Raw genomic sequence first — 18,846 nt, 5'->3', positions numbered from 1 at the left:
CATATTGTGAGGGAGCAAATATGAATCAACGACAAGCTCAAAAAGTCATTCCAGCTACATGGATTATGATCGAAAAACAAAATAACTCTACATCTGATTACATATTATATGCGATAGATTGGAAACGCAAAGCTAGATGGAGCTGGGAAAGCTGGAACGATTTAGCGGATCTGTTGCAATTTAATATTCCTGTCCGAAGAAAGTTAGGCAGTCCAAACTATTCTTCACAACCCTGTGCTAAAATTGCTAAAAAAGCTATAGTGCTACGTATGAATGAAGAACAATATGATGGGTTTGAGACGTTGTTATATAAACCTTTTTCCAAAAAGAAATGGAATTCTTTCCTAAAGGAGTATCGCCAATGAATTCATCGCTAAGTATTCGAAATTACGCAGAAATTGATCAAGAACAAGTAGTACAGCTTATTCTCCATATTCAGCAACAAGAATACAATATACCGATTACTAAGGAAGATCAGCCAGACCTGTTATCCATTCAATCTTTTTATCAAAAAGGGAACGGTAACTTCTGGGTGGCTTGTGCTGGTGATCAAGTAGTGGGTACGATTGCTTTGTTAGATATAGGGAATCAACAGGTTGCTCTTCGCAAAATGTTTGTCCATTCTGATTATCGAGGAAAAGTGTGGAATACAGCTACATTATTGTTACAACAAGCCGTCTCGTGGGCAACCCAACAGCAATTGACGCATATATATTTAGGCACAACTCTACAATTTATAGCCGCCCATCGATTTTATGAAAAAAATGGCTTTCAAGAAATAGAAGTAACCCAACTACCTGCTTCTTTTCCAGTAATGCAAGTGGATAAAAAGTTTTATCAGTTATCCGTTATACTGGATTCATAAGGTGATCACACTCAACAGAGAGGAGCAATACATAAATGACACTGCAACTGAAATCAGGAGATACGGTAGCACTTATTGCTTGTTCAGACCCTATTTCACAGGATCGGCGAGTACAGATTAATGAACTGATCGGGCATTTACAACAATGGGGGCTTCAAGTAGTAGAAGCTAGCCCATTGATTGATGCTCATACGGCACAAGAAAAAGCAAACGAATTGAATCGGTTGTTTGCTGATCCTCAAATCAAAGCGATTTTTGATATTTCAGGTGGCGATCTGGCGAATGGAATACTTCCGTATCTAAACTATGCACAGATCCGCACAGCTCAAACCGCGTTTTTTGGCATGAGTGATCTAACAGTAGTCTTAAATGCAATCGTACAACAATCACAGATTCAGACGTACCATTATCAGATCATGAATATAATCAAAGAACATGGAGCAGAGCAACGGCAACAATTTTATCGTACCTTTTTTGAAGGTGGTTCAGATTTATATCAATTTGATTTTGACTTTATACAAGGTGAAAATCTGAATGGTGATGTGATCGGAGGCAATATTCGTTGCTTTTTGAAATTGGTCGGTACTCCTTATTTTCCAGATGTATCGGGTAAAGTTATTTTGTTAGAATCATGGAGTGGACGTGCAGCACGCATAATGTCTATGCTGGATCAGCTACATCAAATCGGTGTGTTTTCTACCTGTTCGGGGATACTGTTAGGTACATTTACCGAAATAGAACAACACCATGAATGGCATCAGATTCAGCAATATCTGTTACAACTGACTGCACAGCGTCCTATTCCTATCGTAAAATCCAAAGGAATCGGTCATAATAGTGATAGCAAGTGTATTATTATTAGTTAAAATGTAATAATCGTCCTGAATGTGGCAAGAACAAGGAAAAATGAAATTTCTTTGTTCTTTTTCGTCTTTTTCGTTATAGGTCTTAGTGCATAATTTGTCTAATATTCGCATTTATACATAACATTTTCTTTGTTTTAAGCCGATTATTGTAAATAAGAGTCTATTTTTGAGTGGAACATGCTAACAATGTACTTAAAATGGTTAAGTTATAAAAAAATACTTAAAATATTGCGTATCTTCTTACTAAGACTCTTGTTCATAATGATGTTAACAACGATATACTTTGTTTAGCTATTTTAGTAAACGTATTCAGTAACCTAAAGGAGACAACAATGATCTATTTCGTGAGAAAAAACCAAGTAGAGAAATTACCAGAAGGTGATGCCGAACTGAATTATTGCTTAAAACAGTTGTTAGAACAAAATGAAGCAATTTTAATTGATCGGATGCCTGAAGATTTACAAATGCAAAGTATGCAATTGCTGTTGAGTAATCCCGCTTTTGTAATGGTTAATGTTCAAGATCAAGTACAGGAGCGGTTTATTCGTTCTCCGCTCAAAGGATTTTCTAGCGACGTATACGAAGAATCGTTATTGCTCATTACTTCGTATGTTAAAGATTTGCAATTAGAAATAGAAAAAGGTGCGAATGCGCTAGCCAGTTATCAGCAAGGTGAACAACAAGGGATGGTACGAGACGGATTACGCAAAGCATTGATTGATCTGGGAGAACGTAGAGAAATCATGTCGATTATGCTTCAAGAGATTCGTTATCGTCTTAGCGAACAAGCCAAGCAAGAACATGCTAGAGCTACAGAACGCTTTTCTGGAGATGAATGGAATAGTTAAATAGAGTCGTTCATACGTTCAAGCTTATGCTATATATCTGCATAAGCTTTTTTTGTAGTGCATCATTTAAGCGATTTGGTGTTATAGATAATAGAGTCGTAGAATGTAGACCTAGATTAAAAGGAGGACATCTCATTGATATCACAACACAAAACCGTTCTAATTGCAGGCAGTACAGGTGATCTAGGAGGACGAATTGCTAGAGCACTTGTCGATGAAAGAGCAACTGTACGAGCTTTGATCCGTCGGGGCACACCTTTAGACAAAATAGTCCCGTTAGAACAGCTAGGAATACACATTGTAGAAGTCGATTATCATAACGCTACTGAAATGAAAGAAGCATGTCTCGATGTATCTTGTGTAGTGTCAGCTCTTAGTGGATTGGATGAAGTAATTATAGAAACGCAGACTTTATTATTAGAAGCGGCTGTAGCAGCAGGTGTTCCTCGCTTTATTCCTTCTGATTATTCTATGGATTATACCAAATTGCCTGTAGGATCGAATCGCAATTTAGAGTTACGTCGTGACTTTATGAAAATATTGGATCAGGCTCCGATCACAGCAACATCGGTTTTAAATGGAGCATTTGCAGATATGCTAACCGGTATGGCGCCGATTGTTTTGTTTTCTCACAAACGAATCCTGTATTGGGACGATGCTGATCAACCGATGGATTTTACCACCAAAGACAATGTTGCTACCTTTACAGCCAAAATCGCTCTGGATGATCATACTCCACGCTTTGTCTATATTGCAGGAGATCAGATCAGTGCACGTCAATTAGCGGTGTTGATGAGCTCGCTAACCGGTCAGCGCTTCCGTTTGTTCAAAGCAGGAAGCCGTAACTTTTTAGAGACATTGATTAAGATTGTACGTACCTGCTCGAAGTCAACCGATGATCTATATCCTGCTTGGCAAGGGATGCAGTATGTTCATGGTATGTTCAGCGGATTAGGAAAGCTAGAACAGATTAATAATAATCGCTATTCTGGCATACAGTGGACATCTGCTAAGCAAATCCTTACAAATCATATTCGCTTTTCAAAAGAATCAGCAAGTTAAGCTGTAAACGTTTTATTGCTATATTTTGAAACGTACATGCCCGAAAGTACAATATCCTTTTACAAGCAACTGATATACTATAAGAAGCTTGTGAAAGGAGGGCATTATGCAAAAACAGCATTTGATTGAGATAGCTAGAGAATTGCGTAAACCTGTCATGATATGGATTATTATTGCACATATAGGGATCACATTATTAGAAGTATTGAATCATAATCGTGTTCTTGATATCATTATTAGTAATATAAGTATTTTTTGTTTTATATTTTTAAATTGGCATTTCTCACGTTTTATTGAGAAAAGGACATGGATGTATTTTATATTACAAAGTGGTATTTTAATCATAGCTGCTTATTTTATGACTTCCGGTTATTATTTGGTGATGATCGGACTTTATCCGATTATGATTGGACAGATGTTGTACTCCCCTTACTCCAAAGTAAAGATCATATCATTTGTTATTATTAGTTATATTATATGTATTTTTTATATGTGGTATATTGATTCCGTCTATATTAGTATCCTGTTTATCTGTTTATTCACATTGATGAATATCATGGTGGCTGGAATTATTCGATTAACTTTACGCCAATTTTCAGCGCGTTTGCGGACACAGCATTTTTTGAACGAATTAGAGATTGCTCATTATCAAGTAGAAGAATTAACCGTAGCGAATGAGCGTCAGCGGATGGCAAGAGATTTGCATGATACACTGGCACAGGGCTTAGCGGGTCTGGTCATGCAATTAGAAGCAGTCGATGCTCATTTGTCAGTAAATAATATCAAAAGGGCGCATGAAATCGTTCATTTATCTATGAATGGTGCTCGTCATACATTAGCAGAAGCCCGTAATGCTATTGATGATTTGCGTGTGCATACAGGGCTACAGATTGATTTTACTGAATCTGTTGAAAAAGAAATACAACATTTTATTGAATCTACAGGTATACCGATAGAGTATAAGATTGTAGCACCTATAGAGGTATCACAGCTTATTCATGAACATAGTATTCAGATTATACGCGAATGTTTAACCAATATTATTAAGCATGCTCAGGCGACACAAGTGGAGTTAACGATTGGCAGTAATCCATATGATCTGATTATCGATATATGTGATAATGGTAAAGGATTTGATACTCGTCAGATTGGTAAGCTAAGCGGACATTATGGGCTGATCGGTATGCAAGAACGGACACGTATTATACATGGAACACTAACGATTACTAACCGTATTCCTCAAGGAACTTCAATTCATCTGAAGATTCCCTGGAGAGCAGGAGAATATAATGAAACATAACGTATTGATAGTCGATGATCACTTTGTAGTAAGAGAAGGGCTCAAGCTTATTTTGGAGACAAGCGAAGAGTATCAGGTGATAGGTGAAGCGGAAAATGGTCAAGTGGCTCTACAGCGGATAGAACAACTCAAGCCTGATATTATTTTGATGGATCTTAATATGCCTGTTATGAATGGGATCGAAGCGATAGAGAAATTACAAGAACAACACAGCTCTATCCCTATCGTTATCCTAACTACCTACAATGAAGACGATCTTATGATCAAAGGACTTACCATAGGAGCAAAAGGTTATTTGCTCAAAGACACCAAACGTGAGCATTTATTTCGTACACTCGATTCCGCTATTCGAGGTGAGACATTATTACAACCGGAGATCATGGAGATCGTTTTTCAAGCGAAGCGTCAGGCGACACCGAAGAAACAGAGTACTTCTAATTCGTTTCCTTCTTTATCGGAAAAAGAAAAAATTGTGCTACAAGCAGCAGCTTATGGGCATCGGAGTAAAGAAATTGCTTTTGATATGGGGATAGCCGAACGAACCGTCAAAGCACATTTGACTAATATTTATAATAAACTAGGTGTAGATTCAAGAGCACAAGCTGTTGCGATAGCAGTAGAACAAGGATTAGTGCATATCTAGCCAAACAACATAAAGAACACATCACATAGTTATAGTGGTGTGTTCTTTTTTGCGTACATGCCCGAAAGGGCAATAGCTGGATGTACGGATGGACGATTCGCTAGAGCGCAAGCTTTGTTAGGATCAAAGCAGAGAAAAGAAAACTATATTGGATAGAGATAAGAAAGGAATATGATCTATGAACCCAAAACGTTCTTCCATTGTGATAGCGCTCTTGCTGATGGTTAGTCTAACAGCTTGCTCGACAGAACCATCGACTGCTGCTGTGCAGACAACAAGCAACAATGTCACATTTACAACAATTAAGCAACAAGCGTTAGATGTAAATTACGATCTATCCGGCACATTAACAGCGTATAACGAAACGCCTGTTACTTTCCGAACGGCTGGAACAGTCACTTCTGTAAAAGGAGAAATTGGACAGAAAGTCAATAAAGGCGCGGTATTAGCTACTCTGGATACTGCTGATCTACAATTGTCGTTAGCAGATGCGAATCAGTCAGTCGCTGCTGCTCAAGCAGATCTGTCCAGTGCAAATGCTTCTTTAAGAGATGCTCAAGCAGCCAAACAAAATTCATTAGCTACCGTCTCTTCGGCTAACGCGCAACTAGAAAGTGCTCAAGCCAAAATTGAAAGTGCTCGTGTGAGTCAACAAAGTGTGCTATCTGGAGCACGATCCCAAGAAAAAGCACAAGCGCAAAATGCAGTAAACAAAGCGCAAACCGCATACAATCAGGCAAAAGCAGAAGCAACTCGTTCGCAGACCCTAGCTAGTAATGGATTGCTAACGCAACAAGAAAATGAGCAAGCACAAACTGCACTAGCAGATGCGACCGATAGTCTCAAAGATGCTCAAGCCAAGCTTTCTTTAATCGTAGAAGGTGCAAGTGCTTCAGAGCGTGCAAGTGCAGCATCGACAGTGAAAGAAGCGCAGACAGGCATTGCGAATGCACAGGCAACGATAGAACAAGCCAAAGCCGGTGTAGCTCAAGCTGAAGCAGGCATTGCACAATCTCAAGCAAACATACAAAAGTCGCAAGCAAGTTACGATCAAGCCGTTATTGCCAAAAATAAAATCGTATTGAGCCTATCGTATACAACACTCAAAGCCCAAACATCTGGAGTGATTTTAGAAAAAAATGTATCTGTAGGTCAAACGGTCAGTGCAGGTTCAAGCGGTGGCGGAGCAATGGGTGGTTCATCTGATCCATTCGTGATTGGAGAAACAACACGCTTAAAAGTTCTACTTCCAATCGCTGATAGTGAAATCAATCAGTGGAAAGTAGGGCAACAAGTGAGCGTCAGCCTGTATGATGATGTGCGTACAGGTAAAGTAACCAAATTGTATCCGCAAACCAATGAAAGTACGGGTTCTATCAACGCGGAAGTAACTGTCAGCAATCCGAAGCAAGATTGGAAGCCCGGTCAAGTGATCAAAGCTTCCCGTCAGGCAACTACTCAAAAAGGAATCTTATTACCTGTAGAAGCAGTGATTAGTACAGGAGATAAACCTTATGTATTTAGAAATAACAAAGGCAAAGCGGTTCAGACGTTTGTCACTATAGGTGAATCGTATAACAATCAATATTTGATTAAAAGCGGGCTTCAAGTCGGAGATCAAGTCGTTGTACAAGGGGCAGACCGTTTGTTCAATGGAGATGCTCTTGCTACCCCAGCCAATAGTTCTACGACTAAGACAAATCAAAGTACTACAAAGAATCAACAAGAGGTAACTGCACATGATTGAATTTTTTATCAAAAAACGTAAAGTTACGCTATTATTTTTTGTATTGTTGATTGCGTACGGTGTCTATTCCGGTCTAGGATTACCACGACAATTACAACCTGATGTTGTCGTCAAAACTGCGGTAATCACTACAACATATGCCGGTGCTTCACCAGAACTGATGGAACAGACAGTTACCGAAGTGTTAGAGCAAAAGATCAAAGAAGTGACTGATCTCAAAACAATATCATCTACGTCAGGCAACGGCATCTCTACGATTGTTGTGCAAGCGGAAGATAAAGCAGATGCAGAAAGTGTATGGAATGAAATTAGACGTAAAGTAGAAGATGCTCAGTCGAGCTTACCTGCTGATGCAGATGTGCCGATCGTCAACGATAATCTGGCACAAAGCTTTGTACAGTCTTTTGCTATCTATGGCAAAACCAAAGAAGATATCTATGCTCTAAATGATCTGATGAACACATGGAGCAAGCAACTTCGTGCTATTCCAGGAATTACTGAAGTATCTATCAAAGGTCTACCTCAGCAGGAGATCAGTATTGAAGCAGATACTACTAAGTTAAAGCAATACAATATTACCTGGGAGACGGTAATGCAAGCGATTCAATCTGAAAATGACCGCATACCTGTCGGAAATCTGACCTATGAAAATCGTACGTATCAGCTCAAAGTCGATAAATCAGACGACTTTCAGACGATAAATGATATTCTGATCGCTCAGACAGATGCTGGTATTCCTGTCTATCTCAAAGATGTAGCAGATGTGAAAATGGTTCCTACTACCGCATCTTATCTGAGTTACTACAATGGAGTACCATCTATCACGATGGATATTAGTAGTCAAGCCGGTTCAGATGTTATCAATATGAATAAAGCATTATCTACTAAAATAGCTTCTTTAGAAAAAACATTACCTTCTAATCTAAAAATAGATTCATTATTTGCGCAAAATGATGAAGTACAGCGAATCTTTAACGATTTGATACGAGAAATGGCTATCGCTATTATTGCTGTTATTCTGATCTGTACGTTAGGCATGAATTTACTGACAGCAGGTTTTGTAGCTCTTTCGATTCCAATCTCTATTGCGCTAGCCTTAATTGTATTACCGCAAGCAGGCATCACATTGAACCAGATTACTATTGTTGGTCTTATTATTGTATTAGGGATTCTGGTGGATGATGCTGTAGTAGTCAATGATAATATCGAGCGAAGGCTATCCACACTTGGAGAAAATCCCAAAGAAGCTTCTGTACGGGGGACCAAAGAAGTATCCGTTTCGATTATTACAGCAACACTTGCTACGATTGCTGCTTTTGTCCCGTTAATGTTGCTACCCGGGGATATGGGTTCGTTTATCCGACCGATTCCAGTGATTATTTCATTATGTATGCTAGCTTCGATGATTATGTCATTAACGATTATTCCTATTTTCCGAGAATGGTATGAAAATAGACAAATTGAAAAAGGCAAACGTCATATTGATAAGCCAGCAGGTCTATTAGGAAAACAAATTCAGAAATTAACAAATGGATATGCTTTCCGCTTAATGCCAGGTATACTCAAACGTCCATTGATCGTTGCTTTAACAGGGTTAGTGATCAGTACAGCAGTGTATAGTCTTGTTTTGGCAACACCTGTGGAGCTGTTCGGAACATCAGAAGAACCGCAAATTTCTGTTGATGTTAACTTGCCTTCAGGAACATCGCTGGCAGAAACTAATCGAGTTACAGAAAATATTGCTAGTTGGGTGAAAAAGCAACCTGATATTGATAAGTTAGCTTATGCTGTAGGCGGAGCAGCTCCCAAGCTATTCAATAGTACTTCTGAATCTGGAAGTGGAGCAAATTCCGGTCAGATCTTGGTTACAGGAAAACATGGTATGAATGTCGATTCTATAGTAGAGCTATGGTCACAATCATTAAAAACAGAATATCCTGGTACTCAAATCTCTGTAAAAGGTGCTGCGCTTGGGATTCCAGTCGGAAAGCCTATCTCGATCCGTGTAACAGGTGATCAATTACCAGAACTGCGTCATCTGAGCGATCAGATCAAGCAGATTATTTCAGAGTCTCCAGGTACGTATGGGATTACAGATAGTACCGGAAATGATAGTTATACATTAGATTTTGCTGTCAACAAACAAGCGATGGATCGCTATCAAGTCACATACAAAAATTTAACTCAAACATTGCTGATGATGGGTAGCGGATTTAGTGTAGGTGATTTTGATAATGGTAGTGATTTGATCGATCTCAAGTTATATATCAAAGATTCACGTAACAGCAGTCCAAATACATTATTGCAACAGGTAAATATCACCAATGCGGCTGGTATACAGATTCCATTATCTCAAATTGTCGATATCAAGCCTGTATTTTCAATTCAACAGATCAACCATTATGATCTCAAGCGTGTGAATACAATAGAAGCAGAACTCAGTGGACCTACAGCAACAGAAGCGATGCAAGATATTAGACCTAAGCTTGAGCAAATTCAGCTTCCAGAAGGATATGCATGGGAAGTTGGCGGAGAAACATCCAGCCAGACAGATACGTTTACAGATTTGGGTGCATTATTTTTAGTCGCTGTATTTATTATCTTTATCCTGATTACGATGCAATTCTATTCGTTATTGATTCCGTTTATTATTATGACAACTGTATATTTAGCGGCCGCAGGTGGAGTGTTAGGACTATTTGTCACTCAGACGCCGATTGGATTTATGGCGGTAATGGGGATTATTGCACTCGCAGGGATTGTGGTGCGTAATGGTATCGTATTGATCGAATTTATAGAAGATGCCAGACATGAAGGCATGGAATTAACGGAAGCGATTATTCTGGCAGCATCCGCACGTTTTCGCCCGATTATTTTGACATCATTAACAGCTATAGTAGGGATGATTCCAATTGCTACAGTAGGTGAACTGTTATTCCGTCCATTAGGTGTTGTTATTATTTTCGGCCTGGTATTCTCAACGGTCTTAACATTATTTGTTGTACCTTCACTGTATATGGTTATGGCACGGTATACCGATAAACGCATGACTTCCAAGTTAGCACGTAAAAACAAACGATTAGCCAAACATCAACAACCGATGTAATAGAGTAGTTCGTCATTATAATCGCTTCTCCAAGCAAAGTTATTATACGTAGATAGTGACAACGATGTATGTTGTTGCTATCTATGTCATTGTGCCAAGGAGGTACTGGATGAATAATACCTATCCGATGATTGAACAAATCAAATTATTGTTTGTTACCAAGGGATATGAAGATACTTCAGCACAAGATATTATGCAAATATGTCGTCTAACAGAAGCCGATTTTGCTAATCAGTTGAAAAGTAAAGATCATGCGTATTGCTTGGTTTTGGATACAATCGGTCAGGACATTGATGATCTTATTTTCTACAATTATGCCGATCAGCAGATCACGCCAGAGCAAAAAATAATCGTCTATATACAAAATTATATGCAACATATGATACTTATTTATCCGCATATATCTCAGAACAGTATGATCGACAAAAATAAATGGCATAATTCCACAATTCATTATGCTTATCAACGACTGGAATATAAGTTGAGTGCTTTACTTCTAGAAATCATGAATACTGTGTTATATGAGCTAGATAGTGTTAATCTGTTAGGATGGAATACAGATTATTTGCGCCAACAGATCAAGCAGTCCAATAGTCTTACATTATCCCGAGCATTAGATATTCAACACAATCTGTATCATTCAAAAATAAGGGTGCATGGTGATAATGCAACTATAGATACCAAACGCAATAAATGGCTTGAAATACAACAGGTAGAACAGGAAATAATGAACACCAAAGAACGATGTACACTGGTGAAAATATTGCTTCACTGTATAGAACAATATCCGATCATTATGCTTGATTCTGTGGGAGTTACAGAACAAAGACAATACGAATTGCATTGAAAATATGTGGATATAACTTTAAATATCAAAAAAATCAATCCCGATCATAGTATATGGTTGTTTCGGATTGGTTTTTTTGTTGTAGGATGTCATTGGAATTTAATACTAATGATCTATCAAGAATCCCAACTTACTCTGAATTGTTCTGGTGTCATAGCAACGACTTTTTTGAAGCAATGAATAAAGTAGCTACTTTGCGAAAAACCTGAATCTAAGGCGATATCTTGAATAGTCTTATTTGTAGAAAGAAGAAGCTTTTTCGCATATAAAATACGTGATTCCAGTAAATAAGCAGTTGGTGTTACTCCCATAGACTGGTGAAATTTACGCGTAAAATAAGGTACGCTGTATCCTGTAAATTGAGCGATCTCTTTGATTGATAATGGTTCTGTACAGTGCTCACGCATATAATTAGCGGCTGCATGAATACCTGGCAGGGCAGGATCTTTGGGCAAATGAAGAGATACTGCATCTTTGGTAATATGTAATAACATCTCATAAAGTACAGTCGAAGCGCGTATTTCTTGCTTGAGATCAAAGTTACGACCTAAAGCTAACAGTTCTTCCATACATATATTCAATGTCTGCATAGAGTGTAGTTCAAATAACCATACTTCGCTAATTCCACGTTTACCTAATAACGATTCCAGACCAGAAGCGGAAAAGTGAATCCAACGGATATCCCATGGATCATAAGAATCTGCTTCATAACGTTCTGCTAACTCGGGGCCATATAAGAATCCATGACCGGCACTCAGCTCATATCTGGTTCCCTGACTGTATACATAACCTTTTCCTTTCAAAATAAAGTGTAGGTTATACAATCGATTTAATTTGAAATCACTACTGTTCGCCGGACGATCAACGATATGAGAAGAATGGTTCTGATAACCTCCTATAAAATCTGGATAACAACTATAATGTGCAAATGATGGATTGGGGAAGAAAATATGTTCTCTCATCTTAGTACTCCTTTCAGATGAAATTTATACTATACTACAGTCTATTTTATAGCAATACCAGCTATATATTGAAATATTCATCGCAAAATATTGTTATCAGGATAATTACTCGTTATATACGTAAACATGACATAGCTTTAAAATAAAGATATCCAAACATTAGAGGTGATTGTCATGAACAAATCGATTCAACTTGATTCTTTACAATTAGGAGTATGTTATTATCCTGAACAATGGTCTGATTCGCTCTGGGAAGATGATTTTAAACGTATGAAAGATATGAATCTGTCTCATATTCGAATTGGTGAATTTGCTTGGAGTATTTTTGAACCGCAAGAGGGAGTATACGACTTTGATCTGTTTGACCGCGTATTAGACTTAGCGCACCAATATGGTCTGAAAGTGATTATGGGAACACCTACTGCCACACCACCAGCATGGTTAACACAGAAATATCCTGAAGTATTGAATGCAACGATTGAAGGTGTTACATATCAGCATGGCATGCGAAGACATTACAATTATAGTAGCCCTAAATATCAGGAACTATGTGCAAATATTACACGTCAAATGGCAAATCATTTTAAAAATCATCCAGCTATTATCGGGTGGCAGATTGATAATGAACTGAATTGTGAAGTCAGTGAATTCTATGCAGAAGCTGACCATATTGCTTTCCGTCAATGGGTACAAGAACGTTACCATACTTTGGAAGCGCTTAATCAAGCATGGGGGACTGTATTCTGGAGTCAGACTTACACAGATTGGAATCAAGTGTATTTGCCACGTCTTACTACAGCACATTCTCCTAATCCGCATCTGGCGTTAGATGAGAAACGATTTATTTCTGACAATACTATCGCTTTTGCTCGTATTCAAGCAGACATTTTAAGAGAGATTGCTCCTCATCATTGGATTACAACGAATGGTCTGTTTGGACATTTAGATAGTCATGCGTTAACAGAAGAAATGCTCGACTTTTTCTCCTATGATTCATATCCGCAATTTTCAACCATCTTTGGCAGTGACGAACCTAAGCCATTGTTGGATCGTAAATGGAGTCAGAATCTGAGCGTTGTCCGTAATATATCTAACAATTTCTGTATTATGGAACAGCAAGCCGGGCCAGGTGGATGGGTGAATCGAATGAATATGCCTGCTCCACGTCCGGGGCAATTAAGATTATGGACATACCAATCGGTATTACATGGCGCTGATCTGGTAATGTATTTCCGTTGGCGCACGGCTACATTTGGTACAGAAATCTACTGGCATGGCTTAAATGATTACCATAATCAACCGAACCGTCGTATTCAAGAAGCATCTCAAGTAGGGCAAGAATTTGTGGCGATCGGTGACAAGATTGCAGGTACAACTTATCAAGCAGATATAGCTATCGTCAAAGATTATGATAACGATTGGGATGGCGAATACGATATATGGCATGGCCCTTTAACAGGCAAAAGTATCAACGCATGGTTCAAGCAACTTCAATATCAGCATATCCCAACAGATATTATTTATTTACGTAAGCAGACACTCGCAGAATTACAACAATATAAAGTGCTTATTTATCCGCATGCCGCAATCATGTCTGAGCAGACAGCGACTTTATTGACTCGGTATGTAGAAGCAGGTGGAACACTAATTTTGGGTGCACGCACAGGATACAAAGAGTTATCCGGTCATTGCCGAATGGCGCCTATGCCGGGCCCTGTCGCTTCCTTATGCGGAATCTCTGTAGCGGATTTCACTTCGATTACAGGTAATGCTCAAGTGCCAGGACTTCGCTGGCAACATAACCATCATCATATAGCGCAAGTAGCCGAGTTATTTAACGATATTTTACAAGTAAATGAAGACGATGTAGAAGTATTGGCGACCTATACATCATCTTACTATGAAGAAGCTCCTGCATTAACACAGCGACTATACGGCAAAGGTAAAGTGTTATATTATGGGGCAGCTTTCCATGAAGAGGTTGTCGATGAATTATTGTCGATCTTAGAGATATCCTCACCTGTAGCTGATTGGTTAGAAGTTCCGGAACAGGTGGAGATAGGGATTCGTCAGAATGAACAACACCAGTACATCTTTTTGCTCAATTATAGCGATCAAGAGGCTTCTATTCAGATCAAACAACAACGTACAGATGTATTAACAGATACTATAATTGAAGGCACGACGACGATACCGGCTTATGGTGTAATGATTTTACAATAATAATACAAGACAGATAGAAAACCTCCTGCTAGTTAAGGAGGTTTTTTGTTTAGGATATCTGTTCCTTTTTGCGATATACACATAATACACATAATGGTTGTTACACTTTGATTATCGTTCAAACACATAGTATGATAAGAGACAATACGATAGAAAGGAGCGACAATTGTATCTTACTTGCATAATTAGGTATACCAATATAGATATTCTATCTACATAAGAGGAGCCACGACAATGACCCAAATGGATACTATTCAAATTGTAACCTACGAGCCACGTTTTGCTGCATCGATTGCAGAGATGTGGAATGCCAGTCATGAAAGTTGGGGCGGTGATAATACGGTCCAGACCGAAGAAATGATTTTGAAAGAGCACCATAATCATACACATATTGATATTTTTCTAGCAGTAAAAGACGATGAAGTGGTTGGATACTGTAGCTTTTCTCATTATAAAGAAGACACAGGAGCACTTTATATTCCATTACTGAATGTACGTCCAGATTATCATGGATACAAAATCGGAAAAAGATTAGTATTACGAGCAGTAGAAGAAACATTACAACGAGGTTGGCCAAGATTAGATTTATACACATGGCCGGGTAATATCAAAGCTGTACCTACGTATAAAAAAGCAGGATTTTTCTGGGAACGACGTGACGATACAACACACCTTATTAATTTGATTCCAGCAGTGTTACAGACACCAGCAGTACAGCCTTATTTTGAACAGATTGACTGGTATACCGACAGCACGCGTGAGATTATAACCGAACCTGATGGACGACAGGAATACGGGTTTGATTATTTCACATATCAGTGGAGCAAAGATGATCTACAACTCAAAATGGAATATGAACGAACCGGTCGTGGCCTACGATTGATTGAAACGAATGATTATCTGATTCAGGCTACCATTCCTGTTGCTCATCAATTGCCATTTGGAACCGATTATCCAATCGTCTATGAAGTGATTAACAAAACAGGTAAGCCATTATCGCTTGAGATTAAGTCTATCGGTAACGATGATATTGCTTTTGAATTGCAAGAATCCAGAATAGTAGAATCACAAGCTACGATTGAAGGGCATTTTCAGATTAAGCCGATTGAAGAAGAGCAAGATCCGTTTCAGACACATCCTGTCGTAGAAGCAGAATTAGTCATCAATGGGCAATCTGCCGTATTCAAAATCGGTGTTGAACCCAAGTTCCCGGTACGCTTAAAAGTAGAAGCTCCTCACCGTACGTTAATAGTAGGGGAAGAGGTCGCACTAGAATTAACAGTCGAAAATGAGTACGATCAACAGATGACTTATTACCTGCAATGCCCTAACGATAATATTTTGTCGTTTCAAGATACTAGGGTAGCTATTGAAGTACCTGCTCGATCACGTCGCTGTGTTACTCTTACAGCCACATTACTTCAATATGGGATCTGGCATCATGCTATTCCAATCTATACACAGCCAGAATGTACTGAAGAGAGTCGCATACTAGAGCAACACATAAGTCTTGTATTTCCAGGCATACAATCTGCATTCGGAGGCGAGACTGCTAAAGATTGGGTGATAGCCAATGGTAAATACAGCGTATATTTAAATAAAATCAATAATAATTTTACGATCTATGAAGGTACAGAAGAAGCTGCTCGTCTGTTTTATCCTAAATTTGGACTGCCTTATAAAAATGAATTTCAAAAAAATCGTGCGTCTCAAGTCACGTTCCGTCATGAAGATGCTATGATCATGGAAGCAAGGTACGATGTAGACCATATCGGGGTTGTTTTAACAACGATCGTTACATTGTATGCAAACGGTATGATAAGCCGTTATTACACTATAGAGAATCAACATGAGCAGGAACGTAGTGAGCCGCTATTTTTGAAAGAGCATTTCCGTTTCCCGTTAGAAAATAGCATTATTCCTTACCGTAATCAGTATATTGACACAGCTAAAAGTTCAGACGCTTCTGCAATAGATTACTGGCAAGCTAGCGATATTACAGAAAATTGGTTGTTTTCCTATACTTCTGATTCCACATACGGTGTAATGTGGTCAAAAGATATAACATTAACGACCGATCACTGGCTGTATGGATTAGAACATCCATTGTCTTTAAGCAATGTAGGAGATAAAGTCGAAACACCTGCACTTCTATTCGCCATCGGTACATGGAGTAATTGGCAAGATTTCAGAAAATTTGCAGTACAGAATAGTTCAGATCACAATCTAACAACGACTGTGCCTCTTGAATGTAAATTAAATCAAGGCAATCCATTCGTCCAGCAATCAGTAGATGTACAGATTATAGAGCACAAAAATGCAATATTAGATGGAACACTCTCAATTTCATCTCAGTTGGGTAGTGTGGAACAGACTCAATATGAATTATCCAAAACATTAGAATTACATGATTTTCAGGTGCAACTTCCTCTACAGACATCTTCTACAATAGATGTACTTACATTACAACTGGATATGGACTCGTATGTATTGGAAGAGAAAAGATTGGTATTTCCAGTATCTGAACAGGCAATTATTCAAGAAGTGATCTCAACAGAACATGGAGATATTCATACGGTGCGTAACGGTGTGTTGGAATTTCAAGCCAGTCAATCTTTTGCACCGACTTTATTTTCACTTAAATATGATGGATCAGAATGGTTAGATTCTTCATTTCCACAACCAGTAGCCAGATCATGGTGGAATCCGTGGATAGGCGGTATTTCATTAGAAGTGCATGGTTTATCACAGCGAACATTATTGGAAGAAAAACGGTCTGTAGAATTTACAGAAATCAAAGATAATCTAGGAAATACATGGTCAGGCATCTGTATTACTATTGATATTGAGAACAATGTCAAGTTAAAAGGATTATCGATTCAACAGTATTATGTTACTCTGCCAGGTGTTCCAGTGCTTTGTCACTTTATTAAGCTTGATCAACAAACGGGAACAACGTTAGCACCATTTGGAGCGAATCATTTTAGCTTTTACAAAGTGAGCGAAGAGATCACAGATGCTAAAGCATATGTTACAAATACAGCAAAAGAAAATATTATCTATAAAGCGGGTAGAGTTCAATATGAAACCGAAGTGAAAGATAAAGTCATTCGCTTTGGTTCTCATGAACGGAAGTCGCAATTAATCGTTGTCGATCATCCAGATAATGAGACTTGCGCTGTTTTTGTAAATACACATCTGATCGCAGCTGTCGTTATTCAGAAAATCTTTGCTAATCATCAGCAACAGGTATGGGGTAAACCACAGTTTTACATGATTTCGGATACGGATATTCCGGATTCAACTTTAACGGATTTATTTCATATTCAATTCGATTTCAATCCTGTAACAGAGGATTAAGAAGGGAGTACACCATGAAAATCATCGATGCACATATCCATTTTTCCGAAATTGATTCTTTTTACGATACTGCTAAGTCATTAGCATCTATTGATTATACTGAAAAAGGGCTATTGGACGAATTTGCACGTTCTGAAGTAGTAGCAGCTGTCGGTATGGGCGTCACCGAAACGTCTGCTGGAGGTTTCCCTGATACTGCCGCACGCAATCCGATGTTGTTGGATTTGAAGGGGCATATGCCAGATAATCTTTTTACATGTATAGGTATTAATCCAGTGACTCTTCATGAAGAAGGGCAATTAGAAGCCGTCGAGCAATCTTTACAATGGGATCATGTGGTCGGCATTAAGTTATATGCCGGATATTATCATTATAATGTGGGTGACGCTATCTATGATCCGGTGTATGACCTTGCTCGCAAGTATCAGCTCCCTATCGTTATTCATGGTGGACTGACTTATTCAGATCATGGGCTACTCAAATACTCTCATCCTTTATCAATGGAAGAAACGTTTCTCAAGCATCGGGATATTACCTTTATGTTATGTCATCTAGGTGATCCGTGGGTGATGGATACAGCGGCTTTGCTTGAAAAAAATCCGAATCTGTATGCTGATCTATCCGGTTGGATCGTTGGTGATAGCTCCAAAGTATATCGTCTCATGGGGGAACAAACGTATGTTGATCATTTTAAGCGAGCTATCGTATTCGCAGAGAAGTATGATCGACTGGTCTTTGGAACCGATTGGCCATTAGTACCTTTAGATGCTTATATTGCTTTTATCAAAAATCTTATACCTGAAGCACAGTGGGAAAATGTATTTTATCATAATGCGCTTCAAGTCTTTCCCAAATTGAAAAGTTGGATAGAGTCGCAATCGATCTAGTCCAACTATCTTGTAACATAACAAGAAGTTGTAAGTTAGTATTGTTATTATCAATAGGTAAACGAAAACGTGTACTCGATGTCAATGTCTGGCATCGAAGTACACGTTTTAATTATATCAGATTTCTATT

General features: G+C 38.5%; 14 protein-coding genes. 13 read left to right on the top strand and 1 reads right to left on the bottom strand.

What is annotated here, in order from left to right; translation table 11 throughout:
- The first annotated feature begins 20 nt into the window (after positions 1-20).
- The 10 genes from QCD85_RS09480 (at position 21) to QCD85_RS09435 (ending at position 11,284) form a co-directional block, all read left to right on the top strand.
- A complete protein-coding gene (locus QCD85_RS09480) occupies positions 21-365 on the top strand; it encodes a hypothetical protein (protein WP_301262424.1) in 345 nt (114 codons plus the stop codon).
- The gene (locus QCD85_RS09475) at positions 362-865 is read left to right on the top strand and encodes a GNAT family N-acetyltransferase (RefSeq protein ID WP_301262423.1); all 504 of its coding nucleotides are present in this window, start codon (positions 362-364) and stop codon (positions 863-865) included. The genes QCD85_RS09480 and QCD85_RS09475 overlap by 4 nt, the downstream gene beginning before the upstream one ends.
- 35 nt (positions 866-900) lie before the next feature.
- On the top strand, positions 901-1,731 hold the full coding sequence (locus QCD85_RS09470; protein WP_301262422.1) for a S66 peptidase family protein: 831 nt from the start codon (positions 901-903) through the stop codon (positions 1,729-1,731).
- A 332-nt stretch (positions 1,732-2,063) separates the two neighbouring features.
- On the top strand, positions 2,064-2,579 hold the full coding sequence (locus tag QCD85_RS09465) for a hypothetical protein (protein WP_273612518.1): 516 nt from the start codon (positions 2,064-2,066) through the stop codon (positions 2,577-2,579).
- Between the two features lie 135 nt (positions 2,580-2,714).
- Positions 2,715-3,641, top strand: coding sequence for an aromatic alcohol reductase (locus QCD85_RS09460; protein WP_301262421.1), 927 nt, complete (start codon positions 2,715-2,717; stop codon positions 3,639-3,641).
- A gap of 106 nt (positions 3,642-3,747) precedes the next feature.
- Positions 3,748-4,941, top strand: coding sequence for a sensor histidine kinase (locus QCD85_RS09455; protein WP_301262420.1), 1,194 nt, complete (start codon positions 3,748-3,750; stop codon positions 4,939-4,941).
- On the top strand, positions 4,931-5,584 hold the full coding sequence (locus QCD85_RS09450) for a response regulator (RefSeq protein WP_301262419.1): 654 nt from the start codon (positions 4,931-4,933) through the stop codon (positions 5,582-5,584). The genes QCD85_RS09455 and QCD85_RS09450 overlap by 11 nt, the downstream gene beginning before the upstream one ends.
- 178 nt (positions 5,585-5,762) lie before the next feature.
- Complete coding sequence (locus QCD85_RS09445) at positions 5,763-7,331, top strand: efflux RND transporter periplasmic adaptor subunit (protein ID WP_301262418.1); 1,569 nt, start codon at positions 5,763-5,765, stop codon at positions 7,329-7,331.
- Positions 7,324-10,437: an efflux RND transporter permease subunit gene (locus QCD85_RS09440; protein WP_301262417.1), complete on the top strand. Its 3,114-nt coding sequence runs from the start codon at positions 7,324-7,326 to the stop codon at positions 10,435-10,437. The genes QCD85_RS09445 and QCD85_RS09440 overlap by 8 nt, the downstream gene beginning before the upstream one ends.
- A 109-nt stretch (positions 10,438-10,546) precedes the next feature.
- Positions 10,547-11,284 (top strand): hypothetical protein, encoded by a 738-nt coding sequence (locus QCD85_RS09435; protein WP_301262416.1) that lies wholly within the window; start codon positions 10,547-10,549, stop codon positions 11,282-11,284.
- A gap of 116 nt (positions 11,285-11,400) precedes the next feature.
- Here QCD85_RS09435 and QCD85_RS09430 read toward each other — a convergent pair whose 3' ends face one another.
- Positions 11,401-12,246, bottom strand: coding sequence for an AraC family transcriptional regulator (locus QCD85_RS09430; protein WP_301262415.1), 846 nt, complete (start codon positions 12,244-12,246; stop codon positions 11,401-11,403).
- A gap of 174 nt (positions 12,247-12,420) precedes the next feature.
- Here QCD85_RS09430 and QCD85_RS09425 point away from each other — a divergent pair, with 174 nt between their 5' ends.
- The 3 genes from QCD85_RS09425 (at position 12,421) to QCD85_RS09415 (ending at position 18,716) form a co-directional block, all read left to right on the top strand.
- Positions 12,421-14,469: a beta-galactosidase gene (locus tag QCD85_RS09425; RefSeq protein ID WP_301262414.1), complete on the top strand. Its 2,049-nt coding sequence runs from the start codon at positions 12,421-12,423 to the stop codon at positions 14,467-14,469.
- A 234-nt stretch (positions 14,470-14,703) separates the two neighbouring features.
- Positions 14,704-17,829, top strand: coding sequence for a GNAT family N-acetyltransferase (locus QCD85_RS09420; RefSeq protein ID WP_301262413.1), 3,126 nt, complete (start codon positions 14,704-14,706; stop codon positions 17,827-17,829).
- Positions 17,830-17,843: 14 nt separating this feature from the next.
- A complete protein-coding gene (locus QCD85_RS09415; protein WP_301262412.1) occupies positions 17,844-18,716 on the top strand; it encodes an amidohydrolase family protein in 873 nt (290 codons plus the stop codon).
- Positions 18,717-18,846 lie beyond the last annotated feature (130 nt).

Source organism: Paenibacillus sp. PsM32 (genome assembly GCF_030433815.1).
Classification (GTDB): Bacteria; Bacillota; Bacilli; order Paenibacillales; family Paenibacillaceae; genus Saccharibacillus; species Saccharibacillus kyungheensis.
The sequence above is the reverse complement of the archived record's forward strand: the minus strand, read 5'-3'. Positions and strand labels throughout refer to the sequence as shown.